The organism is Drouetiella sp. (assembly GCF_059504425.1).
Genome location: NZ_JCACIN010000050.1, coordinates 1 through 23,439, shown reverse-complemented (window position 1 = coordinate 23,439; position 23,439 = coordinate 1). Strand labels below are relative to the sequence as shown.

At 51.1% G+C, this 23,439-nt stretch carries 18 protein-coding genes; 13 read left to right on the top strand and 5 right to left on the bottom strand.

Annotated features, from left to right (window positions below):
• Nucleotides 1-456, top strand: a complete 456-nt coding sequence (locus AC5JMP_RS12695; protein ID WP_495851836.1) for an MgtC/SapB family protein — start codon at nt 1-3, stop codon at nt 454-456.
• Nucleotides 457-521: 65 nt separating this feature from the next.
• On the opposite strand, the gene AC5JMP_RS12690 is transcribed toward AC5JMP_RS12695, so the two are convergent.
• Both AC5JMP_RS12690 and nblD read right to left on the bottom strand, forming a co-directional pair.
• On the bottom strand, nt 522-1,322 hold the full coding sequence (locus AC5JMP_RS12690; protein ID WP_495851835.1) for an RMD1 family protein: 801 nt from the start codon (nt 1,320-1,322) through the stop codon (nt 522-524).
• 91 nt (nt 1,323-1,413) lie between these two features.
• A complete protein-coding gene (nblD, locus tag AC5JMP_RS12685) occupies nt 1,414-1,656 on the bottom strand; it encodes an NblD family protein (RefSeq protein ID WP_495851834.1) in 243 nt (80 codons plus the stop codon).
• Between the two features lie 404 nt (nt 1,657-2,060).
• Here nblD and AC5JMP_RS12680 point away from each other — a divergent pair, with 404 nt between their 5' ends.
• The 4 genes from AC5JMP_RS12680 to sipA all read left to right on the top strand — a co-directional run bounded on the left by AC5JMP_RS12680 (nt 2,061) and on the right by sipA (nt 5,227).
• Nucleotides 2,061-3,371, top strand: coding sequence for a hypothetical protein (locus AC5JMP_RS12680; protein WP_495851833.1), 1,311 nt, complete (start codon nt 2,061-2,063; stop codon nt 3,369-3,371).
• Nucleotides 3,371-4,363 carry a pentapeptide repeat-containing protein gene (locus AC5JMP_RS12675; RefSeq protein ID WP_495851860.1) on the top strand — a complete coding sequence of 331 codons (993 nt, stop codon included), beginning with the start codon at nt 3,371-3,373 and terminating at the stop codon, nt 4,361-4,363. The genes AC5JMP_RS12680 and AC5JMP_RS12675 overlap by 1 nt, the downstream gene beginning before the upstream one ends.
• A gap of 111 nt (nt 4,364-4,474) precedes the next feature.
• Entirely contained in the window at nt 4,475-4,942 is a 468-nt protein-coding gene (locus AC5JMP_RS12670; protein ID WP_495851832.1) for a VOC family protein, read from the top strand.
• A gap of 60 nt (nt 4,943-5,002) precedes the next feature.
• Nucleotides 5,003-5,227, top strand: a complete 225-nt coding sequence (gene sipA, locus AC5JMP_RS12665; RefSeq protein WP_495851831.1) for a regulatory protein SipA — start codon at nt 5,003-5,005, stop codon at nt 5,225-5,227.
• 103 nt (nt 5,228-5,330) lie between these two features.
• Here sipA and AC5JMP_RS12660 read toward each other — a convergent pair whose 3' ends face one another.
• The 3 genes from AC5JMP_RS12660 to AC5JMP_RS12650 form a co-directional block, all read right to left on the bottom strand.
• Nucleotides 5,331-6,320, bottom strand: coding sequence for a S66 peptidase family protein (locus tag AC5JMP_RS12660; RefSeq protein ID WP_495851830.1), 990 nt, complete (start codon nt 6,318-6,320; stop codon nt 5,331-5,333).
• Between the two features lie 115 nt (nt 6,321-6,435).
• On the bottom strand, nt 6,436-7,914 hold the full coding sequence (locus tag AC5JMP_RS12655; RefSeq protein ID WP_495851829.1) for a diguanylate cyclase domain-containing protein: 1,479 nt from the start codon (nt 7,912-7,914) through the stop codon (nt 6,436-6,438).
• 392 nt (nt 7,915-8,306) lie between these two features.
• Entirely contained in the window at nt 8,307-9,152 is an 846-nt protein-coding gene (locus AC5JMP_RS12650) for a methyltransferase domain-containing protein (RefSeq protein WP_495851828.1), read from the bottom strand.
• Nucleotides 9,153-9,490: 338 nt separating this feature from the next.
• Here AC5JMP_RS12650 and hpsL point away from each other — a divergent pair, with 338 nt between their 5' ends.
• The 8 genes from hpsL to AC5JMP_RS12610 all read left to right on the top strand — a co-directional run bounded on the left by hpsL (nt 9,491) and on the right by AC5JMP_RS12610 (nt 23,326).
• Nucleotides 9,491-11,215: a hormogonium polysaccharide biosynthesis protein HpsL gene (gene hpsL / locus AC5JMP_RS12645; RefSeq protein ID WP_495851859.1), complete on the top strand. Its 1,725-nt coding sequence runs from the start codon at nt 9,491-9,493 to the stop codon at nt 11,213-11,215.
• Between the two features lie 19 nt (nt 11,216-11,234).
• Nucleotides 11,235-12,209, top strand: coding sequence for a hormogonium polysaccharide biosynthesis glycosyltransferase HpsN (gene hpsN / locus AC5JMP_RS12640; RefSeq protein WP_495851827.1), 975 nt, complete (start codon nt 11,235-11,237; stop codon nt 12,207-12,209).
• 100 nt (nt 12,210-12,309) lie between these two features.
• Nucleotides 12,310-13,491, top strand: a complete 1,182-nt coding sequence (gene hpsO / locus AC5JMP_RS12635) for a hormogonium polysaccharide biosynthesis glycosyltransferase HpsO (protein WP_495851858.1) — start codon at nt 12,310-12,312, stop codon at nt 13,489-13,491.
• A gap of 8 nt (nt 13,492-13,499) precedes the next feature.
• Nucleotides 13,500-14,687, top strand: a complete 1,188-nt coding sequence (gene hpsP, locus AC5JMP_RS12630; protein ID WP_495851857.1) for a hormogonium polysaccharide biosynthesis glycosyltransferase HpsP — start codon at nt 13,500-13,502, stop codon at nt 14,685-14,687.
• Nucleotides 14,688-14,782: 95 nt separating this feature from the next.
• Nucleotides 14,783-17,569: a PAS domain S-box protein gene (locus AC5JMP_RS12625; RefSeq protein WP_495851826.1), complete on the top strand. Its 2,787-nt coding sequence runs from the start codon at nt 14,783-14,785 to the stop codon at nt 17,567-17,569.
• Between the two features lie 78 nt (nt 17,570-17,647).
• Nucleotides 17,648-18,067 (top strand): response regulator, encoded by a 420-nt coding sequence (locus AC5JMP_RS12620; RefSeq protein ID WP_495851825.1) that lies wholly within the window; start codon nt 17,648-17,650, stop codon nt 18,065-18,067.
• A 2-nt stretch (nt 18,068-18,069) separates the two neighbouring features.
• Nucleotides 18,070-20,031, top strand: a complete 1,962-nt coding sequence (locus AC5JMP_RS12615) for a response regulator (RefSeq protein ID WP_495851824.1) — start codon at nt 18,070-18,072, stop codon at nt 20,029-20,031.
• A gap of 118 nt (nt 20,032-20,149) precedes the next feature.
• On the top strand, nt 20,150-23,326 hold the full coding sequence (locus tag AC5JMP_RS12610) for a PAS domain S-box protein (protein WP_495851823.1): 3,177 nt from the start codon (nt 20,150-20,152) through the stop codon (nt 23,324-23,326).
• Nucleotides 23,327-23,439: the final 113 nt, after the last annotated feature.

The window sequence follows — 23,439 nt, the reverse complement described above, 5'->3', positions numbered from 1 at the left end:
ATGCCTCCCCTAGATCCTACAGATTGGTTCAGTACCCTAGCTCGATTGAGCCTTGCCCTTTTTGTGGGTGGCTTGGTGGGGCTAGAGAGACAGATCGATCGCAAACCCGCAGGTCTGCGTACCCACATGCTCGTCAGCCTAGGAGCCTCTCTATTTGTGATGACAGGGCTGCAACTCAGCCCCAATGCTCTCGAAAACACCAGCCGCATCATTCAAGGCATCGTGTCTGGCATTGGCTTCTTAGGAGCCGGAGAAATTTTTGCAAAATCCAGAACCACTCCCGATGAGGTCAAAATCCAGGGACTCACCTCCGCAGCGGCAATCTGGGTATCGGCATCTTTGGGCGTGGCAGCGGGTTGTGGGCTGTGGTTTATGGCATTGAGTGGGGCGATCGCCACCATCTTTGTCTTACTGGTGATTAAACGCACCGAAAAGAAACTCGATCGCAATAGCTAACCTCAGTGGATCGCAAAGCTTACACTCGATCCCCCCAATCCCTTAAAAAGGAGGCTACAGAAATTTCACTTGAGTTCGAGAAACAAGTCTACCAGCGACAGCACAATTTCTACCACAATCAAGATCACCACATACCACTCCATCCGCAGGCCTGTATTGTGCTGAAGCAAATCCAGCACTGTTTCTGCCGTGCGCGAAATCAGATCTAGCTTGCGTTCTAGTACGGTGTGCCGCTCCCGAATTTCATATTCGTTTTCCAAGCGTGCATAGAGCCGCTCTAGGGCAGGAGAGTCCCATAGCAGCTCTGGCTTGTCAATAATTTCTACCCGCCCAACAATCTTGTGCTGAATCATCAGAGTTCTGCCGAGCTGTCGCAACAGCTCCTTCCCCCAGCGCTCGTCTCTGGCACTGCGTTGAAGGCTATCGGCAAAGGGTTCAATTTGGTCAAAGACTTTGGCGGTGCCACCTTCATAGTGAGCCAAAACAACACTCTTACCCAGCACGTCAGCAACGATTTGGAACCGACTAATATCAAATTCTTGCAGCCAAATTGTGCCGTTCTCAATTCGCCCGCCAACGTTATCCTGCATCAGAACGGCTTCCTCTGTCTCAGGCTTGGCAAATGGCTCAATTACTAACGGCTTTAGGTAAGACAGAAAAGAAGCCTCTTCAATCGGGTTTAGCCCAAACAGGACAACGGCTCCGTATCGGAAAAGCACTGCACAACCCCGATCGCCCGCTTCTACCACCAGGGGCAGCGTTGCCAAATGAGCTGTCGTTTCCAGTGATTTGAGATCTAGCCGCTCTCCCAAAAACAGAGCGCGACCCTTGACCATAGCTTTGTCGGTGAAGAGTAGTTTCTCCATACTCCGATTATGAACGGTCTTCTTCAGATAAAACAGTGCCTGGTGTGGCGAAAGACAAAGTAGACAGCAAAATGCAGTACGGACAGCGCTCTTATTCAATCGCCTCTGGTTTTTTGTTGGCTTCGGGCTGGTAGTAATCTTGGGCTTGAATGGTGCCTATTCGATCGCGATCCTGATTGATGCAGGCTGGAGTTTTGGCATACTGGCAAACCCTTGCCCAGAGAACGGCGCGGGTGCCCGGAGCACCAGTGGAAAATAGGACGCGATCGCCACCAATCATTTTGATGATTTTTACCTTGCAGGTAGGGCAGACCTGAACTCCGGCTTCTGTCATAGCACTCTCTCTTTTCTAGTACCGCTCTAAAGTCCAAACAGGGTAGATATTTTTTGAGAGCCGCGCTTCGCGCGGCTCTCAAAAAATATCTACCTCACAATCAGTTTAAATGGGTATGCCTTTTTCTGAGTAATTGCTCAATCATGCTGGACAAAATCACGCTTTGCGACTCCCATATGAGTACGTAATTCTCAGTAGTTTTTTTGGTTTTCAAGTAATCTTTGAATAAGACTATCTGCTAGCCCTTAGACGAAATTCTCATCTTTTAGCGTGATTTTGCCAGTGAGTATACTGCTTTCAGACTTTCAAGACTAAAAACATGAGTAATAACCAGGATGACTTAGGCGGTACGATTAGGCACTCTAGCCTAGAGAGCATCTATCATCCGTCTATGCCTGAAGCTTATGGTTCTCGCTACATCCATCCTCCCATCCCATGCCACTTCCTTCCTTTTCACTGAAGTGATAAGGGATCTAGCAAGCGACCCCAATTCCCTCCGCATTAAGAAACTGCTTTTGTTTGCCTCTACACAAAATTGGGAAAATGATCTGCGCCAGCTAGAACAGATAGATTTTATAGATCTGGTGGGAAGCTTACTGGCGATCGCTCCCACGCTAGAACGGCTCCAGTCGCACATTCATGCTATTGCTGGCTCTCTCAATAAATCGGCTGAATATACTCTCGTAGCCAACACCATTATCAATCGCGTCAGTCGGCTGTATCTAGACTGTCCCGTAAGAGCGAGCGGACAAAAAGACTATGAAGCAGTCATACAAAGGCTGGCATGTGACCCTGACTCCCTTCGAATCAAGAAACTCCTGGTTCTAGCCAGTAGAAATATCTGGGAGACTGACGTAAAGCGGCTTGACGATCTGACTTTTCTGGATCTAGTTCAAGAAATCTATAGCCTAATGCCTACCCTAGAGAGTCTTAAGGCAGTTCTAGACAACTTGGCTAAGACCTTGAGTAAGCAAGCTGAGTATGGCGCGATCGCCGAGCGAGTTTGCCTCATCTTTCAGCCGCTTTATTCACCTAAACTGCCGCTAGCATCACAGGCGTATGAGCCGATAGAAATGACCTTGACAGAAGGCATGGAAGAATCATCCTTGATGCAACTACTCAGAGAGCCACCCATCGGGTCAGTTGAGTCAGCCATGCCGCCTGCTCAGGCAGCTGAATATGCTTACATCCGACAGTCGTTGCTCCCCGACCTCTTTGATTTGCGGCTTAACATCATCCAATCTGCTAACCCTCTACGGGTGAAAATTCTCCTCTTTTCTCTACTGCATGAAGTGTTTACACCCGGTGCTGAGCATGATTTACTGCTCAAAAATCATGAGCTAGATGACTTGTTGAATATCTTGCTGCAAACTCATAAACTTCTACATGAGCTGGAGTCGAGGCTGCTGAGTACCGCAAAATCACTCAAGGAGCCAAATGACTATATTCAGATTGCTCAGGTGATTGTGCGATCGCTTAAGCCTTTGTATATTTATCTGCCACTCAAGGCAGTTGCCGCCTCCGTACCCAAAGATGAAAGCCCCACCAATATCATCAGCGTAGAGGCAGATCTCCCTGAAATAACGGAGCCAGATGCTGTGAAACCAGATGCTTTGAAACCAGATGCTCTGAAAGGCGATCGCTCCCTGCATGAGCAATCTGAGTACACCTGTCAGGTGCTGTCTTTCCCCATCTGCAAAGAGGTGAACTCATGATCAAGGTGAATGAACTGCTCAAGCGCTACAAAGCAGGTGAACTTAGCTTCTGCGGCGAAAACCTCACGGGAATCAATTTGGCTCATGCCGATCTCATTGGCATCAATTTGCAGGAATCAGATTTACACAGCGCTACTTTTGTCCTGGCGTACCTCAACCGAGCCAAACTGACCAAAGCTAACTTGATGGCAACTCGACTGGGGGGTGTCAATCTCAGCCAAGCCGATCTGGTTCGAGCTAATCTGCGGGATGCCGACCTACATGGAGCTATTCTTCAGGGAGCCGATCTGCGTAGCGCTGACCTAACCCTGGCTAACCTGCTAGATGCCAACCTCATTGACGCTGACTTACGCAATACCAATCTGAGTGGCGCTAACCTGACGGGAGCCTGCTTGCGAGGAGCAAATCTGCGGGAAGAAAATCGTAAATATGCAGCAAATTTGCGAGGAGCCACCTTGAGAAAAGCAGATTTACGAGGGGCTAATCTGACGGGAGCCGACCTAGCACGGGTTGATTTGCGGGGTGCCAATCTCAGCGAGGCTACTTTACGAGGAGCCGATCTCAGCGGAGCCGATCTGACGGAAGCTACGCTCAAAGCAACCACCCTGACGGAAGCTAATTTAGAACGGGCCGTCCTGCGGGGTGCAAATTTGATGAACGCTAGGCTAGAGCGTACCAATTTGACGGAAGCTGACTTGGCTAGCGTCAACCTTCAAGGCGCAAACCTTGCTGATGCCAAGCTGATACGATCGCATTTGGCAAAAGCTAACCTGACGCTTGCTCGCCTAAACCGAGCTGACCTCAGCCGCGCTAACCTCTGGGGAGCCACACTCCGCGATGCGCACCTAATTGAAGCCTATTTAGCGAGAGCAATTCTCACCAACGCCGATCTCACAAATGCCAACCTGATGAGAGCAGAAATGAGCAGCGCCAACTTAACAGAGGCAATTTTGACAGGCGCAACCTTACCCGACGGCAGAATTCACCAATAGGCTGAGCTATTCACTCAGCCGCAATCTATCCTAAATGTCCTAAGCAAACTGGCACAGCTACAAAACCTAAAGATAGGCTATCCTGATCTCTAGCTGCGCTGATTTGCTTCTATGGTTTCTAGCCCTCAATCCATTCGGTCTACTCCTGGATTAACGTTAGGGAAACTGCGACGGGTTCACCATATTGCTTTGCATGTTCAAGACATCAACGCCTCTCGCTGTTTCTATGGCAAGCTGTTAGGGCTACGTGAGCTGCAAGGCGACGAAGTACCCGAAACTCTACGGCAAGCTTTTGAAGCTGGAGAAGTCGCCAACTTCATCACGCCCGATGGCACTATTCTGGATCTGTTCTGGAAACCCAACCTCACTCCGCCTCACCCCGATCCAAATCAGGAGTTTACCCGCGCTGGGCACTTGGCGTTTGACATTGATCCTCAGTGGTTTGACCAGGCGGTGGATGTGCTGCACCAAAATGAAGTTGCGATCGCTCATGGCCCTGTGACTCGCCCCACGGGTCGCGGTGTCTATTTTTACGATCCAGATGGTTTTCTGGTAGAAATCCGCTGCGATCCGTCATAGGTTCAGAAGTTTCTTAAATTATCCCTCCCTATTTCCCCCTCCAATTCTCTTAACTCTCTCATGACAGAAACCTCAGAATTTATGATTGGCGATCGCGTCCGGGTGAAATCTATTCCCCCCTATGTCAAAACCGCAGAACCTATGCCGATGATGCGTCCCTCCAACGTAATTCATCTGGGTGAGGAAGGAATTGTGATCGATCGTCGTCCGGGAGGATTCTGGGGAGTACGGTTTTCAAGAGGCATGTTTTTGATGGACAGCCAGTTTATTGAGGCGGCAGAGTAAAATCTAATCCTGACATTGCTTCTAGATGTTTTTGCGTAATGGCTTGTTGGGTAATGGTCTAAAGGAGTGAACGAAGGCGGATCGGATGGCTTCATTTCGTCATTCAGCAACGCTTGCTTAGTTCATCCAAAATGCTTAGCTCATCCAAAATGCTTAGCTCATCCAAAATGCTTAGCTCACCCAGATCTCCATCTAGACGAGCAGAAATGCCCACAGGCAGGGCGGCATTCTCGCCATCGTGCCCAAATAGCAGACCTGAAACGACCGGGATGCCTAAACCGCCCAAACGATCGCGTAGCACTTCAGCAACGGTGAAACTGGGAATATGGGCAGGCGGCTCACACTGACTAAATCGCCCTAGGGCAATCCCTCGCACGTCCTTAAGAGCGCCGCTCATACGCCACTGGGTTAACATGCGATCGATCCGGTAGGGCGCTTCAGAAACATCTTCAAAGGCTAGAATCACGCCTGCTAAGTTGGGTTGAGCTGGAGTATTTAACAGGTGCGTTGCTACAGTGAGATTGGCGGGCAGCAGAATGCCCTCGGCTTTCCCTCCTCCCCAGCCCTCTCCCTTTAAAGGTGGTAGCGATCGCCCTTCTACCCAATCAAATAATCGCTGGAGTGACCATTCGGGTTCAGCGGCGATCGTCGTCAACAAAGGGGCGTGAACGCCAGAAATTCCCTGAATACTGAGGCTCCATAGCAGGCTTGTGATATCTGAAAAGCCAATCAGCCACTTAGGTTCAGTCGTTTTATAATCAGCGGATTCAGGTGCAGCCCACCGCCAATCTTCCAGAATTCTTGTGCCACCGTAACCGCCACGGGTACACAGGATACCCCGACAGTCCGGATCGGTGAGGGCATGGGCAAGCTGCGATCGCCTCTCTTCATCAGTTCCCGCCAAATAGCCCCAGCGCCGATCGTAACCCGGACTTATCTCAACTTGGTAGCCGCGCGATCGCCAAATTTTTACGCCCTCTTGAAATGCTTTTTGCTCTCGTAAAGCTCCGCTGGGCGCAATTACCCGCAGTAAATCCCCTGCCTGAAGCGGAGCAGGAACCCTTGCGGCGACTCGTACTTGAGCATCTTTCAAAGCGTGCAGCAGCTAAGTGGACGCTTACGATTGTTCCGCATTTGGGAATCAGAAGCAACTGGTTTTGGAAAAACGGTTTCCCCTGCTACAAACCTTTCATGCTCTGAGGTAGGGGCTAATAGCGTTCTAACGTAAATAGTTTTGAGGTCTGGGCATTTGAGGTCTGGGCATCGTTAGCATTCATGTAGAGGTGATATTTATTACGACCTGCTTCTTTAGCACAATAGAGAGCCGTATCTGCATTCTTGAGCAACGTTTCTGTATCCTCTCCATCTTGAGGATAGGCAGCAATGCCAATGCTGATGCTGATGTGCAGCCGATGACCTGCCAGATTAAATTCTTCACGCAGAGATTCCAAAATTCGTTGGGCGATCGTCGTTGCATCCCTAATGTCGTGGATATTGGGTAGTAGCAGGGTAAATTCATCGCCTGCCCAGCGGGCAACAATATCGCTTTCTCTCAGACATTGGGTGAGTCGTTCTGCTACGCTTTGCAGCAGTAAATCTCCGGCCGCATGTCCTAGCGTGTCGTTGATGTTTTTGAATCGATCTAAATCTAAAAACATGACGGACAGCTGAGTTTTGTCTTGTTTTGCCCGATCCAGCGTTGCCTTTAGCCGCTCATTAAACAGCATCCGATTGGGCAGTCCAGTCAATAAATCGTGGGAAGCCTGATAGCGAATGATAGCCTCATTGCTATGACGAAGGGTGACATCTCTAAAGCTCCAAACTCGACCCACAATTTTGCCATTTAGCCACTGTGGCAAAGAATAACGCTCAAAGATTCGACCATCTTTCAGCTTCAACACGTCTTCATAGGTAGCTGCCGATGAGCTAAGTGCAGCCTCGGCTGAGCTAAAGCCCTCACTCGTAAAAAACGCATTGGGATCTTGAAGTTGATCCAAAATGGTATGGAACGGAATGGAGTTCTGTTGATCCAGATGTTTCGCGGTAGGTTGCGCGGTAAATCTTACGGTAGGTTCTGCCGTGATACCCCACATTTCTACGAATTTTTGATTAAAGCCTTCGATCCTACCCGTTTTGCTAATGACCAAAATGCCGTCTACGGTCGATTCGAGGGTGGCTTGCAGCCGCGAAAGAGCATGTTCTAGTTCTAAGTGAGTGCAGTGGCGATCGCTAATGTCTCGTTTAATCGCCACATAGTTTGTGATTTCACCCATGCCGTCATAAACCGGAAAAACAGTCGCATCTTGATGGTAGGTTGAGCCATCTTTGCGTTTCCCAGTGCAGCAACCTGTCCAGGATTTGCCGGAGGCGATCGTGCCCCAAATATCTTGGGATACCTCTTCATACGGCTCTATTCGCAGCAAAGTAGCAGGCGTTTGCCCCAGAACCTCCTCGCGCCGATACCCTGTAATCCTCTCGAAAGCCCGATTCACATAAACCAGCTGGAACTGAAGATCACAGATCTCGATCGCGTCTGTTGCTTGCTCTAAGATGGCGGTTGCCAGTGACGGATGAACCATGTCATGAGGAAAAGCTTTAGCGAGAGAGGAAGTTGAGAGCATAAGATTCAAGAAACATTGATCTAAAACCGCTCCCACAACTGGCAGCACATCTTCCGTCATTAGCATTTCCATCCCAATCCTCGGTTTTACGCACCCTGACTTGAACTTGGCAGAAAATCTTTGACTCGTCTGTGGCTAATCTTTGACCGGGTAAGTATCCGTGTTTGAAAAGATTTTTTATATAATATTATATACATGTAAGCATCAGTATAGCCGTCTTCGGATTTGCCGCACTAAGCCCTTTGGCGGATATGCAAGCAAATGTTTATTGGTTTGAAAAGGTCACTACAGACAGCTTTCAAACCAATAAACCGACAGAATGCGATCGATAAATTGGATTCAGAAGAGCAAGCATGAACCTTGCAACTTTTATGAACTCAACATTTCACCAACTCAAAGACGGGCATCACCCAAAACACAAATTTATACCGCTTCTCCCCGCCACAAAAAGCCATAGCTTAGCGGGTAGCACACAGTAAACCAAAGCGGATCAGACCTTGACGATAGCCCTGCTGCATCAGACCTAGGGAAAGCGCAGCTTGGATAGTTGTCCAGCCAGAACTGAGTAGACCCAAGACCGCAGCGGGCGTGATGGCAGAATCAATGACAACATCCCAGAAAGGCGCAACGGCTGTAGACCAATCGGCAGTGCGAATGGTTTGGAACCCTTGAGCTTGGGCGATCGCCTCATATTCCGGCAGAGAAATTACGTAAGGCAAGCAGTATACCTGGTAGATTTTCTCTAAAAGCTTTTGCTCATCGGAAGTCAAAGGCGGATTGGGAGGCGCGATCGGACGGTGGCACCAGGTCACAAAAATAAACTTGCCGCCCGGTTTCAGCACCCGGTAGCATTCCTGCAAAAATTTCTGCTTGTCAGGCATATGTTCGCCGCTCTCTAGCGACCACACCAAGTCAAACGACTGATCGGCAAACGGCATTTCTAAAGCATCAGCCACCTGAAAGACTGTGCGATCGCCCAAACCTGCGGCTTGGGCACGCGCGATCGCCCGATTTGACTGCACCGGACTCAGCGTAATGCCCGTTGCCGCAGCGTTATATTTCTGGGCTAGGTATAGCGAACTGCCGCCAATACCGCAGCCCACATCCAGGATCTGAGTCGCCTGTTGGACATCCGCCCACTTTAAAAGCTCTTCAATCAGGTCAATTTGCGCTTGCCGTCGCTCTTTGCGATCGGTGCCTGCTTCACCGTAGTAGCCGTGGTGCATATGCTCACCCCAAATCTGCTCCCACAGACCGGAAGATGCGTCGTAAAACTGCTGAATTTGCTGCTGAAGAGTGGGCATAGATAAAAAGAGTGCATGGCTTCTTGCTTAGTTTACGACGTGCCTTGCCCTCAGTTTGCGAATCCTCCCAGCCAAATCTCCCAGCCAAACCTCCCAGTAAAACCCGCAGTTCGATCAGCGCCTCGATCAGCTCACTCATACGAAGCGCCGAGGGGATAGGGGGGACGGCATTCCCCGCCGGGAGTTTTGGGAAGATCCTCAAGGCTATTGGTCTGTCTTCCAGACCTTCATTTCTCGTTAGCCTACTTAGGTTAACGGGAACAACTAGAGAGAGAAAATCCAGACGGGATAGGGCCAAACCTGTGTTGAAAACTCATCAAACACCCCATCCAATCCCTGTGGATCAGCCTGCTCCGGCTGGCTCTACAAGTCAATCCAAAAGCAAATCCAAAAGCAAGTCCAAAAGCAAATCTAAAAGTAAATCTAAAAGTAAATCTAAAAGCAAATCTAAGTGCCAAACTGTTAGCGCTAAGCCACCTCTGAGCTTGAAAGAGCAGAGGGCTGAAAAGCGAAAATACGATCGCATCCGCAAAGAAATCATTAGCTTTGCAGTCAGCGCGCTCTGCTTCGGCGGCATCATTGGCGTATTGGTGGGCATCCTTGGCGGCATCAAAATGGCGATCGCCAGCACACTAGGTGTCGTCATCTTGGCACTCGCCTTCAAATACCCCCGCTTCGCCCTATGGGCATTTTTGATCTACGTCCCCTTTGGCGGCACCATCACCTACGCGATCGGCAACAGTCCCTTGCTGCAATTGGCAAAAGATGGACTATACATTCCGGCTCTAATTGGCGTCATGCAGCACTGCAAACGCGATCGCCTCCCCTTTCTGATCCCTAAGCAAATCTTGCCCGCGCTGATGGCGCTACTCATGCTGTGCGGCATGACGTTGCTCGTGGTCAACGGCTATCAGCAGTTTTTTGGCAAAGGCGGAGAACAGCCGATCGCCATGGGCATTCTAGGACTCAAGGTGATGTTGGGCTATCTGCCGCTGATCCCTTGCGCTTACTACCTGCTGCGTACCAAGCAGGAGTTTTATTTCCTGATGCGTCTGATGCTAGTGCTAATCATTATCTGCTGCGCGCTGGCAATGGTGCAGTACCTCATGCTGCTGACGGGTAAATGTGCTGGAACCCGACTCTCCACAGGCAGCAGTCTATTCAAAGCCTCGCTAGAAGCCCGATGTGTGGTGGGTGGAGCATTACTCTATAGCCCGCAGGAAGGAGTGATTCGCTTACCCGGAACCTTTGTAGCCCCCTGGCAGTGGGGCTGGTTCTTGATTTCCAGCAGCTTCCTAGCGTTTCCTTCTGCCTTCAACGAACCCAAACCTCTCTGGCGAATTCTGGGGCTGGTGGCGCTGGGCAGCGTCTTTGTCATGGCGGTGATTTCGGGACAGCGGATTGCTCTGGCATTGGTGCCTATCATCATTGCTCTGCTGCTGCTCGTGACCGGACAAGTCGCTAACCTCAAACGATTTATCCCGATCGCCGCTGGATTAGCGCTCATTCTCAGCGTTGTTGCCCTGCAAAACCCCGCAACCGTGCAAGAGCGCATTGATAGTTTTGTTAGTCGCTGGAACGCTGCTCCACCCTACGAATTCATTTTTGGACAATTTCACTGGGCGATGAAAGACGGCAATCTTCTGGGCAATGGTCTGGGACGTGCCACCAACTCAGCTCGTGCCCTGGGCGAAACTCAGCTCGTCGAAACCTACTACCCAAAAATGATCTATGAGATTGGACCTTTTGGCACGATCGCCTTCCTTGTCCTAGTTTCTGTCCTCACCTACACCGCCTTCAAAGCCTATGGCTTGGTGCGCGATCGCAGTCTACGAGCCTATGGAGCCGCCCTTGCCTGGTTCATTTTATTCATCAGCTACAACACCTACTACTACCCGCTAGATGTCGATCCGGTTGCGGTTTACTACTGGTTCTTTGCTGGAGCCGTATTGAAACTCCCCGAACTTGATCGGCTTGCCCAGCTCGAAGTCGCCCAGCCAGAGGTGCTGTCGTCCCCAAAACGCGCCCGGAAAAAACAGCTAAAGCGATCGGCTTTCACCTAGTTTAGGAAACTAATCCAAAATGCTCCTCTCTCTCATCATCCCCACTTACGGACGCGAAACGGTTTTGTGCGAGACGATCGCCAGCGTATTGCAGCAAAACTATTCCCACTATGAAGTGCTGGTGATTGACCAGACTTCTACCCACACGCCAGACACTCAGGCTTATCTAGAAACTTTAGCAGCAGCGCAGAAAATTCGCTGGTTTCGGTTGAATTGGGCAAGCCTGCCCGGAGCGCGTAACTACGGCGTGAGGCGGGCTTTAGGAGAAATTATTTTATTTTTGGACGATGATGTGCTGCTGCCGCAAGGGTTTCTAGAAGCCCATGCGCAAAACTATACCAATCCTCAGATTGGCGCGGTTGCAGGCAGAGTGTTCGATCGCCTAAAGCTAGCTGATGCAATACCCGGACTGCAAATTGAGTACCTGCCGCCTGAAGCCATGGATGCCGGAATTGCTTGGTATCACATTGATCTGGTTCATACCGTCAAACCCCAACAGGTGATTACGGCAAGGGGCTGCAATATGTCCTTTCGGCGATCGCTTTTCTATGACCATGGCATCTGGTTTGACGAGCGCTTCAAAGGCAGCGCCGTGCGAGAAGAATCTGATTTTTGTCTGCACATTCGCCAGACGGGGTTAAAAATCTGGTACGACCCAGCTGCGCATCTGGTGCATTTGGGCGAGGAAACGGGGGGATGTCACGATGTCAGCACGCGATCGCTGCAATACCAGATCACTTTTTACCACAACCATTTTCTGATGGCGCTGAAAAACCTGACGCTCTGGCAAGGGCTACGTTTGGCTGCCAAGCTGTTTGACTGCCATGTATTGGGACATCCGCCCTGCTACAAAAGCGGCTCTCCGCTCAAAATCATCACGCGCGGTCTGTTTTACGCTGTGGGTTTTGGCAGCGCAGTGGGAACGCTAATCAAGTCCCTCAGCCATAACGGACAGGTCTATAGCCAGGGCGATCGCGCCTTGAAAAATAGTTAAAACCCTGTTCCCACTCCCTGCTCCCCCTATCTCCCCATTCTCTATGGCATCCCTGAGCCACCCTACTCAACCGATCGCCTCCCTATTCACTCCGTCACCGCTGCGAATTCTGGTAGTCAGCCACACCTACATTGTCGATCTCAACTGCGAGAAGCTGAGGGCAATGACACAAGAACCCGGTGTCGAAGTGACGGTGGTTGTGCCCCGGCAATGGCGACCGGGCGGAGTGCAAAATCACGTTGTCAAACCTCGACCCTGGCAGGACGGCAATTTTCGAGTGGTGCCTGTGGCTAACTTCAGTCAAAACAATCAGGGGCTACTGTGTTTTGGAGCAGGAATTGTGACGCTGCTGCAAGAATTTCGTCCTCACATCATCCAGGTAGAGCAAGGCTCAAAGTCGATCGCCTATGCCCAACTCATTACCCTCAATCGCATACTGGGACTCGGCGCCAAAAATCTGTTCTTTACCTGGTGGAATTTGCCCTACACCCTTAGGTTCCCGGTTTCAGCATTGGAGGCCTACAACCTGCACCATACCGACGGGGCGATCGTCGGCAATCAGGATGGCGTAGAGGTTTTGCGCCAGCGCGGCTATGCAGGCGCGGCTCAGGTGATACCGCAGTTAGGAATCGATGAAACCCGGTTTTGTCCGCAGCCGCAGCCGGAACTTGCCGCTGCTCTGGGCATTCAGCCCCACGAGTTTGTGGTGGGGTTTGTCGGGCGGTTTGTGCCTGAAAAGGGATTGCTGACCCTGTGTGATGCTTTAGCAGGGCTGGTGGACGGCAGACCTTGGAAATGGCTGCTGCTGGGGCGAGGTGAGCTGAAGACGGCTTTGATGGCAAAAGCTGGGGCGGCAGGAATAGGCGATCGCCTCATCTGGGTTGAGAGCGTCCCCCATGACGATGTGCCCCGCTACATTAACCTGATGAACGTGCTGGTGCTGCCCTCTGAAACCAGTGAACAGTTCACCACGCTAACTTCTAAAGGCTGGAAAGAGCAGTTTGGGCATGTGCTGATTGAAGCCATGGCGTGCCAGGTGCCCGTGATTGGCTCGGATTCTGGCGAAATTCCCTACGTGATTGACGAATCTGGACTGATCTTTCCTGAAGGCAATGTCGTTGCCCTGAGAGAAAGTCTGCTGTGGCTGATGCAGCAGCCGCAGGTGGCAACACTCTTCTCAAAGCAAGCCTACGATCGCGCTCTAACCTGCTACACCAATCGGGCTTTGGCTCAGCAGCAGCTTGGATTTTATCAACAGTTGCTCAGCGGGGAGAAGTCATGAGTCGATCGCTGCGGGTTTTACAAATTGTGCCGTCAATCTCGCTAGTCTACGGCGGTCCCAGCCAGATGGTATTGGGTTTTTCGCAGGGTTTAGCAGCACAGGGCGCAGAGGTGACGATTCTGACCACCGATGCCAACGGCGATGTGGATCAAGACCCGCTAGACGTGCCGCTAAACTGTGCGATCGCGCAAGATGGCTACCAAATTCGCTACTTCCGCTCTGCGCCCTTTCGCCGCTACAAGTTTTCTTTAGGGCTGCTCACCTGGCTGGCGCTCTATGCCCATGAGTTTGATATTGCCCATATTCACGCGCTGTTTTCTCCAGTTAGCTCGATAGCGGCGGCGATCGCCCGTTCTCAAAACTTGCCCTATGTCCTGCGTCCTTTAGGCACTCTCGATCCGGCAGATTTGCAGAAAAAGCGGCAGTTAAAGCGACTTTACGCGGCGCTCCTGGAACGCCACAATCTTGCCGGGGCGGCAGCGCTACATTTCACCAGCGATCAGGAAGCCAAAGTCTCCGAGCGGTTTGGGGTGGTGACGCGAGACTGGGTGATGCCTCTAGGCGTAACCGCTGGGGATGCAGTCAGCGCTGAGGCGATCGCTGCAACGCGACAAGAATACAGAGTTTCGAGCGATCGTCCCCTGGTTTTATTCATGTCTCGGATCGATCCCAAGAAGGGGCTGGATTTGCTGCTGCCCGCCCTCGAACAGCTCTATGCCGAAGGTCGCACATTTCATCTAGTGATAGCTGGAGCCAATCCGCAGGATGCTAGCTACGAGAATCAGATTCGCGCTCAGGTGCAGGCTTCGCCTCTAGCAAACTGCACCACCTTCACAGGATTTGTCTCTGGCGAGGCTAAATCCGCGCTGCTTCAGGCGGCTGACCTGTTTGTGCTGCCCTCCTACTATGAAAACTTTGGCGTTGCCGTTGCCGAAGCCATGGCAGCAGGGGTGCCTGTTGTGATCTCAGATCAGGTGCATATCTGGTCAGGCATTCAGCGATCGCACTCTGGCTGGGTTGTCCCCTGCGCCATCCCGGCGCTCACAGAAGCAATTCGTCTGGCGCTGCATCATCCCGGCGATCGCCGTCAGCGGGGAGCCAACGCTCAAGCTTATGCCAGACAGCACTTTAGCTGGGAAGCGATCGCCCAGCAGATGCTAGGAGCCTACGAGCAGGTTGTGCATTACCAGCCCTAGCTCATAACGCCTAAGGTCAACACCACAAGGATTTTATAATCCGAAATCGCACCCCTTAGGTTAGACTCAGCATCAAGTCTTTTTTTGCAGATGCTATGCGATCGCCTTCTGCTCGGCTGAGCTTCCAGACACTGCCGCTACGCTTCCTGTTGATGGTGCCCCTTATCCTGCAAATTATCTTGCAGCTAGGGTGGTTTGCAGAGCTGAAGCGTTATCCCTCGTACTGGCTGAGTTTGATATCACTGGCGATCGCTGCTCTTGTCGGTTCCCTGACTGTCCTTAGAGTTTCAGGGCTTGCCCTGCATCGGGTAGAAGAGGCTACTCAGGCTGCTTTTGAAAACAGTATGTTTGAAAATGCGCTAGATGGTATGTTTCAAACCAGTTTGGAAGGCAACTATCTCAGGGTCAATTCTGCCTTAGCCAAGATGTATGGCTACAGCTCCCCAGAAGCGCTGATTGCAGACCAGCCCAACGCGGCCAATCATCTCTATACTGAGGGCGATCGCCGTAGCGAATTTGTGACTTTGATGCAGCAGCAGGGTGCAGTCTCTAACTTTGAATCTCAGATTTATCGACAGAATGGCGACATCCTCTGGATTTCAGAAACGGCGTGGGTTGTGCGAGATCAGGTGGGGCAACCTGTCTACTTTGAAGGCACTGTTAAAGACATTACCGCAGCAAAATACATTGAAGCCGATCGCCAGCGCATCGAGCAAGAGCGGCAGCAGGTTGAAGCCGAGCTAAGCGCCCAGCAGGCTTTCTTACGCAAAGTCATTGATGCGGTGCCCAGCGCCATCTTTGTCAAAGATCAGCAGGGTAAATTTTTGGTGGTTAACCAGGCGGGCGCGGCAATGTACGGCAATACCGTCGAAGAAACCTTGGGTCTGCGGGATGTAGACTTTAATCCTCACCACGAAGAGATAAAAGATTTTTTGGACAGCAACCAGCAGGTGATGGCGACGCGCCAGCCGCTCAGCTTTTCGGCTCAGCCCATGACCAATGCCAAAGGAGAAGTGCATTGGTATAAAACGGTGATCAGCCCTTTCATTGATGACAACGAGCAGGTGCAGGGCATTATTGGCTCTGCGACCAACGTGACTGAACTGAAGCAGGTTGAAGAGGCGCTGCGACTGAGTGAAGCCAAAAATCGCGCTATGCTATCAGCGATTCCAGATGTCATGGGGCACCTTCGAGGGGATGGCACTCACATCAGCTATGTGATATCCAAACACAGCACCCACGATCTGCTGCCCTCCGGCTATAACGTTGTGGGTAAGAGCATTTTTGAAACGCTGCCGTTGGATCTGGCACAGCAGCGCATGGAGGCGATTCAACGAACGCTGGAAACTGGGGAGCTTCAATCCTATGAACAGATTGTCCAGATGGGCGATCGCTTGCAATACGAAGAGGTGCGAATTGTCGTTAGCGGTGACGATGAAGTGCTGGTGATCATTCGAGACATCAGCGATCGTAAACAGGCTGAACTCGCCCTGCAAGCTAGCGAAGCCAAAAATCGCGCCATTCTGTCCGCTGTTCCCGATCTGATGATGCGAGTCAGCGCTGAAGGTTACTACCTGGACTACGTCAGATCCGATCAGATTACGGATTTGATGCCTACTGACTACACGCCTTTGGGTAGGAGCATTTTTGAGGTGATGCCCCCTGACGCAGCCCAGCAGCGACTGCACTATATTCAGCAGACTCTAGCAACGGGCATGCCTCAAGTCTATGAACAGGAAATCCATGTGGGCGATCGGCTGCAATACGAAGAAGTGCGGATCGTGGTCAGCGGCGAGAACGAAGTGCTGGTGATGGTGCGAGATGTGAGCGATCGCAAACGAGCCGAACGGGCGCTGGTGCAAAAAAATCACGAGCTAGCAGAAGCCTTGCAGCAGCTGCAATCCGCTCAGCAAGGGCTAATTCAGGCGGAGAAACTGGCGGCTCTGGGGCAACTCGTGGCGGGCATTGCCCACGAAATTAATACGCCGCTAGGAGCCATTCGCGCCGCTAGCAGCAACACCGCCAAAGCCCTAGAAGAATCGCTGCAACAGTTGCCCAAGCTTTTCCAAGTGCTTTCAGCCGATCAGCAAGCTCGCTTTTTTGCGCTGGTCGATCGGATCTTGCACAGCAATATCCAGGCAACGGCTCGTGAAAAGCGCCAATGGAAGCGATCGCTCACCGAGCAGTTAGAAGGTCACGGCATTGCCGATGCCCGCACCGTTGCCGATACGCTAGTGGATGTTGGCATTTATGACCAGACTGAGCCATTCTTGCCGCTGCTCCAAGATGCAAACGCCGATTTTATTCTTCAGCTTGCCTACAATCTGGCTCGGTTGCAGGGCAATAGCCAAAACATCACCATTGCCGTCGAACGCGCCGCCAAAGTCGTGTTTGCGCTGAAGAACTATGCTCGCTACGATCACAGCGGACAAAAAACGCTAGCCCAACTCACAGACGGACTGGAAACGATCCTGACGCTCTACCAAAACCCAATTAAGCAAGGCATCGAAGTGACGCGTTGCTATGACGCTCTACCGCCCATGCTCTGCTATCCTGACGAGCTAAATCAGGTCTGGACAAATCTGATCCACAATGCTATTCAGGCAATGGAGGGCAAGGGTCAGCTGACTATTGGCACAAGGCAAGCCCTTCAGGCGGGAAGAAACTTCGCGATCGTCACGATTGCCGACACGGGCTGCGGCATTCCGCCAGAGGTGCTGCCCCGAATTTTTGAGCCGTTCTTCACCACCAAGCTAGCGGGAGAAGGCAATGGGCTAGGGCTGGATATTAGCCGTAAAATCATCGATCGCCACTCAGGACACATCGCGATCGAGAGCCAGCCTGGATGCACAGTCTTTGAAGTCTGGCTACCTATCGAGTGAATGTCATCGAGCAAATGTCATAGAGTAACTCCTGGGAGAATATGCTGGTTTAAGTGATGGCAGAGCAGCTTTAAATTAATGGTAGAGAAGCCGACTAAAGCGATATTGTTTGTAGATGACGAAGGAGTGATCCTGGAAACGCTGAAGGAGCAGCTTAAGCGATTATTTGGGCATCAGTATATTTATGAAGCCGCAAGCAGCGCTGACGAAGCCTGGGAAGTTTTAGAAGATTTATTGACGGAGAACGTCGAGGTTTTAATTTTAGTTTCAGATTGGCTGATGCCCGGTACCAAGGGAGACGAATTTCTGATTCAAATTCATCAAAAATATCCCCATATCGTCAAAGTGATGCTGACCGGACAGGCAGATGAAGTGGCGATCGCCCGTGCCTACGAACAGGCAAACCTCCATCGCTGCCTCAGTAAACCCTGGTCTGAGGAGGATCTAGCCGATGCGATTTTGTCCGGGCTTGAGCAAGGTGGATTGCGCCAAAAGTAACCATGCCTCAATTTGCAATTCTCTGTATCGACGATGAAAACATAGTGCTAGAAAGCCTGAAGGAGCAGCTCAAGCGTCCTTTTGGCAAAAATTATTACATTGAAGTGGCTCAGAGCAGCGAAGATGCCCTAGACATTCTGGAAGAATTGCAGCTAGAAGAGGTCGAAGTAGCGCTGATTATTTCCGACCAGATTATGCCAGGAATGAAGGGCGATGAGCTGCTGATCCAGGTTCACAGCCGCTTTCCTCAGATTCTTAAGGTGCTGTTGACCGGACAAGCCAGCGCCGAAGCTGTGGGCAATGCCGTCAACCATGCCAACCTGTATCGATATATTGCCAAACCCTGGGACGAGGCAGACCTGATCTTGACGGTGACAGAGGCTCTGCGCCGCCATCGTCAGGATCAGCAGTTGGCACAGCAAAATCAACAGCTTCAGCAGATTAACCACGAGCTGGAGCAGCTCAACTCATCTTTAGAGCAGAAAGTGAGCGATCGCACCGCAGAGCTAGTCACCGCCAAAGATGCTGCTGAGGTAGCAAACCGGGCAAAGAGCGCCTTTCTTGCCAACATGAGCCACGAGCTACGGACGCCGCTGAATGGCATTCTGGGCTATACCCAAATTCTCCTGCGCGATCGCACCCTGACGACCAAGCAAAAAGCCGGAATCCAAGTCATTCAACAAAGCGGATCGCACCTGCTAACGCTGATTAACGACATTCTCGATATCGCCAAAATTGAGGCGGAAAAGCTAGAGCTAGTCACACAAGATTTCTATCTCCCTGCCTGCCTAGAAAGCGCGATCGATCTATGCCACATCAAGGCTGAGCAGAAAGACGTAGCGTTAGTTTATCAGGCTGAAGGGTTGCCCCAAATAGTCCATGGCGACGACAAGCGGCTCCGGCAAGTTTTGCTGAATCTATTGAGCAATGCCATTAAATTTACGCAGCAGGGCACAGTGACGCTGAAGGTGACAAGCAGGAGGCAGGAGGCAGGAGCCGGGAGGCAGGAGGCAGGAGCCGGGAGCCGGGAGCCAGCTTATTTAGTCTGCTTTCAGATTGAAGATACGGGCGCGGGAATTGCCTCAGACGATTTAGAAGATATCTTTTTGCCGTTTGAGCGGGTGGGCGATCGGCATCAGCACATTGAAGGCACAGGGCTGGGGCTAACCATTACCCGCAAGCTTGTAGAGCTAATGGGTGGAGCGTTACAGGTCAAAAGCCAGCTTGGAAAAGGCAGTCAATTTTGGTTTGAGCTAGCGTTACCAGGGGCGATCGGGACCCTCTTGCCCTCGTTACACTCTCTGGCAACTATCCAAGGCTATGAAGGCGCAAGGCGCAAAATTTTGGTGGCGGACGATCGCCCAGACAATCGAGCGGTAATTATTGATTTGTTGCAGCCGCTAGGATTTCATCTGATTGAGGTCAACAATGGACAAGAGGGGCTAGCCTGTGCCTTACAGCAGTGTCCTGATGCTATCATTGCGGACTTGGTGATGCCTGGAATGGATGGGTTTGAATTGACTCGTCAGTTGCGTCAGATTCCAGAATTTCGGGAAATTCCAATCATTGCTTCTTCTGCTAGCGTGTTTGAATTTAATCGCAAAGCGAGTCAGGATGCAGGATTTAGTGACTTTTTACCCAAACCTATTCAAATAGAAGATTTGTTGAAGATTTTGCAGCATTATTTAAGCCTAGAGTGGATTTGCGAGAATGAACCAGATTCACCGCCTCCGCTCTATTTAACAAAAGAGCTGATTATGCCCCCTCGGTCAGAGCTAGAGATTTTGTATGAGGCGGCGCAAATTGGGCATATTGAGAGAGTTATTCAAGAAGCGGAGCGCTTAGAAACCTTAGATCTCTGTTATGAAGCCTTTGCTGACCGGGTAAAGCAATTTGCTGAACAGTTCGATGATGTGGCGATCGTTAAATTGATTGAGACTCAGACTGATCGAGTCCCAGACTGATTGAGACTCAGGCTGATTGAGACTCAGGCTGATTGAGACTCAGGCTGATCGAGCGCCAGATTGTGCCAACTGCGTCAAGCTCCTCAAGTTCGCTTCTTCCGCCAATTGTGTGCGACCCATGAATCTAGCCTCAAGACCCCGAATTTTGATTGTCGATGACCTCCCCACCAACATTAAAGTCCTGTCGGACTTGTTGCTCGACTATGGGTTTGAGGTGCTGATTGCCAAGGATGGTGAGAATGCCCTGCAAAAATTGCAGCGGGTGGTGCCTGATTTAATTTTGCTGGATGTGCTGATGCCTGGCTTAGACGGGTTTGAAACCTGCCGATTGCTGAAAGGCTCGCCGATGACGCAAAATATTCCCGTAATTTTTATGACGGCGCTCTCCGATCCGGTAGACAAAATTAAGGGCTTGATGCTAGGAGCCGTGGATTACGTCACCAAGCCGTTGCAACATGAAGAAGTGATTGCCCGTGTCAATGTCCATCTGAAGCTTCGCATTCTTACCCGGCAGCTAGAAGAACAAAATGCCTTGCTGCAAGAGGAAGTGCGATCGCGCAAACTTGCAGAGACTGCCCTACGCAGTTCGGAGGAAAAGTTTTCCAAAGCCTTCCGCTCTAATCCAGGGCCAATGATCATTACCACCCTGGCTGATAGGCGATTTTTGGAGGCAAACCAAAACTTTTGCAGCATCACCCACTATGCTCAGGAAGAAATTCACGGCAAAACGGTCAGCGAACTCAACCTATGGGTAGATCCAGAGGCGGGCGATCGCTTTTTTCAAACCCTGCAAACAGAAGGTGTTGTCCACAAGCAAGAGCTAGAAATTCGCACCCAGCCCGGAGAAATTCGTACGCTTCAAGTGTCTGCTGAAGTTATTCAGGTGAACGACACACCCTGCGCTTTAGCAATGACCTATGACATCACCCACTGTAAGCAGGCGGCGGCTGCCCTGCAAGAAAAGGAGCAGTTTCTTCGCAGCATCTATGAAGGGATAGGCATTTCCATTTTTATCGTGGATGTGTCGGAAAGCGGCGAATTTCGCAACGCAGGAGTTAACGCCCGACATGAGGAAGTAACGGGTTACGGCAGCCATGATTTTTTGGGTAAGTCCTACGAAGATCTATTTCCGGCAGACATTGTTGCCGCTTGGTATCAAAATTACCGAGCCTGCATTGCAGCGGGCAAAACCATTCTCTACGAAGAGTTTGTGCCGTTTCAAGGGATTGATCACTGGTGGCTGACCACACTTACCCCCCTACGTAACTCCCAGGGGCGAATTCATCAGCTTGTGGGCACTTGTTTAGAGATTACCGATCGCAAAAAGGCGGAGGCAGCCCTACGCAAAAGTCAGTCAGACCTGGCTACTGCTCAGCGAGTTGCCCATATTGGCAGCTGGGAATACGACTTCATCGCAGGCAAAATCACCTGGTCAGAAGAGAAGTTCCGTATTTTTGGGCGCAATCCCAGTTTGTCAGAACCTAGCGTCGAAGAACTATTGATGTATTACCATCCAGACGATCGTTTGCGGGTGAAAGAGCAAATCGATCGGGCGATCGAAAGGGGTGAGATGCTGGAGTTTGAAGCTCGGATCTGCCGTCCAGATGGCGAAATTCGGTATACAAGGGTTAAGGGAGAAGCTATTCGGAGTGAAGCTGGACAGGTTGTAGGGCTATTTGGCGTAGTGCTGGATATCACCGATCGCCAGCAGGCTGAAGCAGCACTCCGTCAGAGCGAAGCGCGCTACCGAGCGATCGTCCAAGATCAGACTGAGCTGATTATGCGCCTGCAAAAAGATGGCACCATTACGTTTGTTAACGACGCATTCTGCCGCTATTTTCAGCTCACACCTGAAGCGATCGTGGGCACCCGGTTTCATCCTGAAGTGTCAGAAGACGATCGCGCCAGAATTGCCGCTCAGCTCCATTCCCTAACGGCAGAATGCCCGGTGAAAACGATCGATCACCCGGTGATTGTGGACGGTCAGGTGCGCTGGACGCAGTGGATTAACCGCTGGATTGGCGATGACCAGGGCAATTTTTTGGAATTTCAGAGCGTGGGAAGGGATATTAGCGATCGCAAGCAAATGGAGGCGGAACTGCAAAACGCCAGGGATGTGGCGGATGCTGCAAACCTTGCCAAAAGCACTTTTTTAGCCAACATGAGTCATGAGCTGCGTACGCCGCTCCATGCCATTCTGGGTTTTACAGAGCTATTGGCTCTAGAAGAAAACCTGTCTGAATTTCAGACGGACAGCCTCAAAATTATCAACAACAGCGGCGAACATCTGCTGGAGTTAATCAATGACGTGTTGGAGGTCTCCAAAATTGAGGCGGGTAAGGCAGTCGTCAGCCTAAGCATGGTTGACCTACGAGGTCTCTTCAAAAATCTGGAGGATATGCTTCAGCTCAGAGCTGTGGCAAAAGGTCTAGAGCTGCTGTTTCAGCTAGCAGACGACTTGCCGCATTATGTCCAAACCGATGAGGGCAAACTCCGGCAAATTTTGCTCAATCTACTGGGAAATGCCATAAAGTTTACGCCGTCGGGTCGCGTAACGCTGCGGGCTGAAGTCAGGGCGATCGTCCCTCCTCGCCTCGATTCCGCTCTATCCCATCAGCTGATCTTTGAAGTTGAAGATACCGGATTAGGCATTGCCGACGACGAACTGAATACCTTATTTGATGCCTTTACCCAGACTGAGGCAGGTCGTCAATCTCAGAAAGGGACAGGTCTGGGGTTATTTATTAGCCGTCAGCTTGTGCGGCTTTTGCAGGGCGACATTGCGGTTGAGAGCAGGGTTGGACAGGGAACTTGCTTCAAGTGCAATATTGCTGTGGGTTTGCCCAGCGCCCAGGCAGATGCTCCAGATCAGCCGATGCGTCGGGCGATCGGGTTACAGCCCAACCATCCCAGCCTACGAATTCTAGTGGCAGAAGACACGCTAGCCAATCAGCTCTTGTTTGTTCAGTTGCTCTCTAATATCGGCTTTGAAGTGCGAACCGCAGAAGACGGACGGGAAGCGATCGCCCTTTGGAACAACTGGAACCCTCACCTGATTTTAATGGACATGCGGATGCCCAATATGGACGGCTACGAGGCAACCCGGCAGATCAAAGCTACTGCAAGGGGCTGGAAAACGGTGATTATCGCTGTTACGGCTAGCGTTTTAGAGGAGGAACGCACCGATATTCTTGCGGCGGGCTGTGATGATTTACTGTGCAAGCCCTTCAAAGAGCAGATGCTATTGCAGAAGTTAGCTGAATATCTAGATGTGCATTACGTCTATGCCGAATAGCACATGCCGGATAGCACAAACTGATCTATCCATAGCTGTCGCCAGCTTGCTTATATCAATTTATAGCGCTACGAGAACGAGTTAGGACATTATTGTAGAGGTAGAGAAGCGTT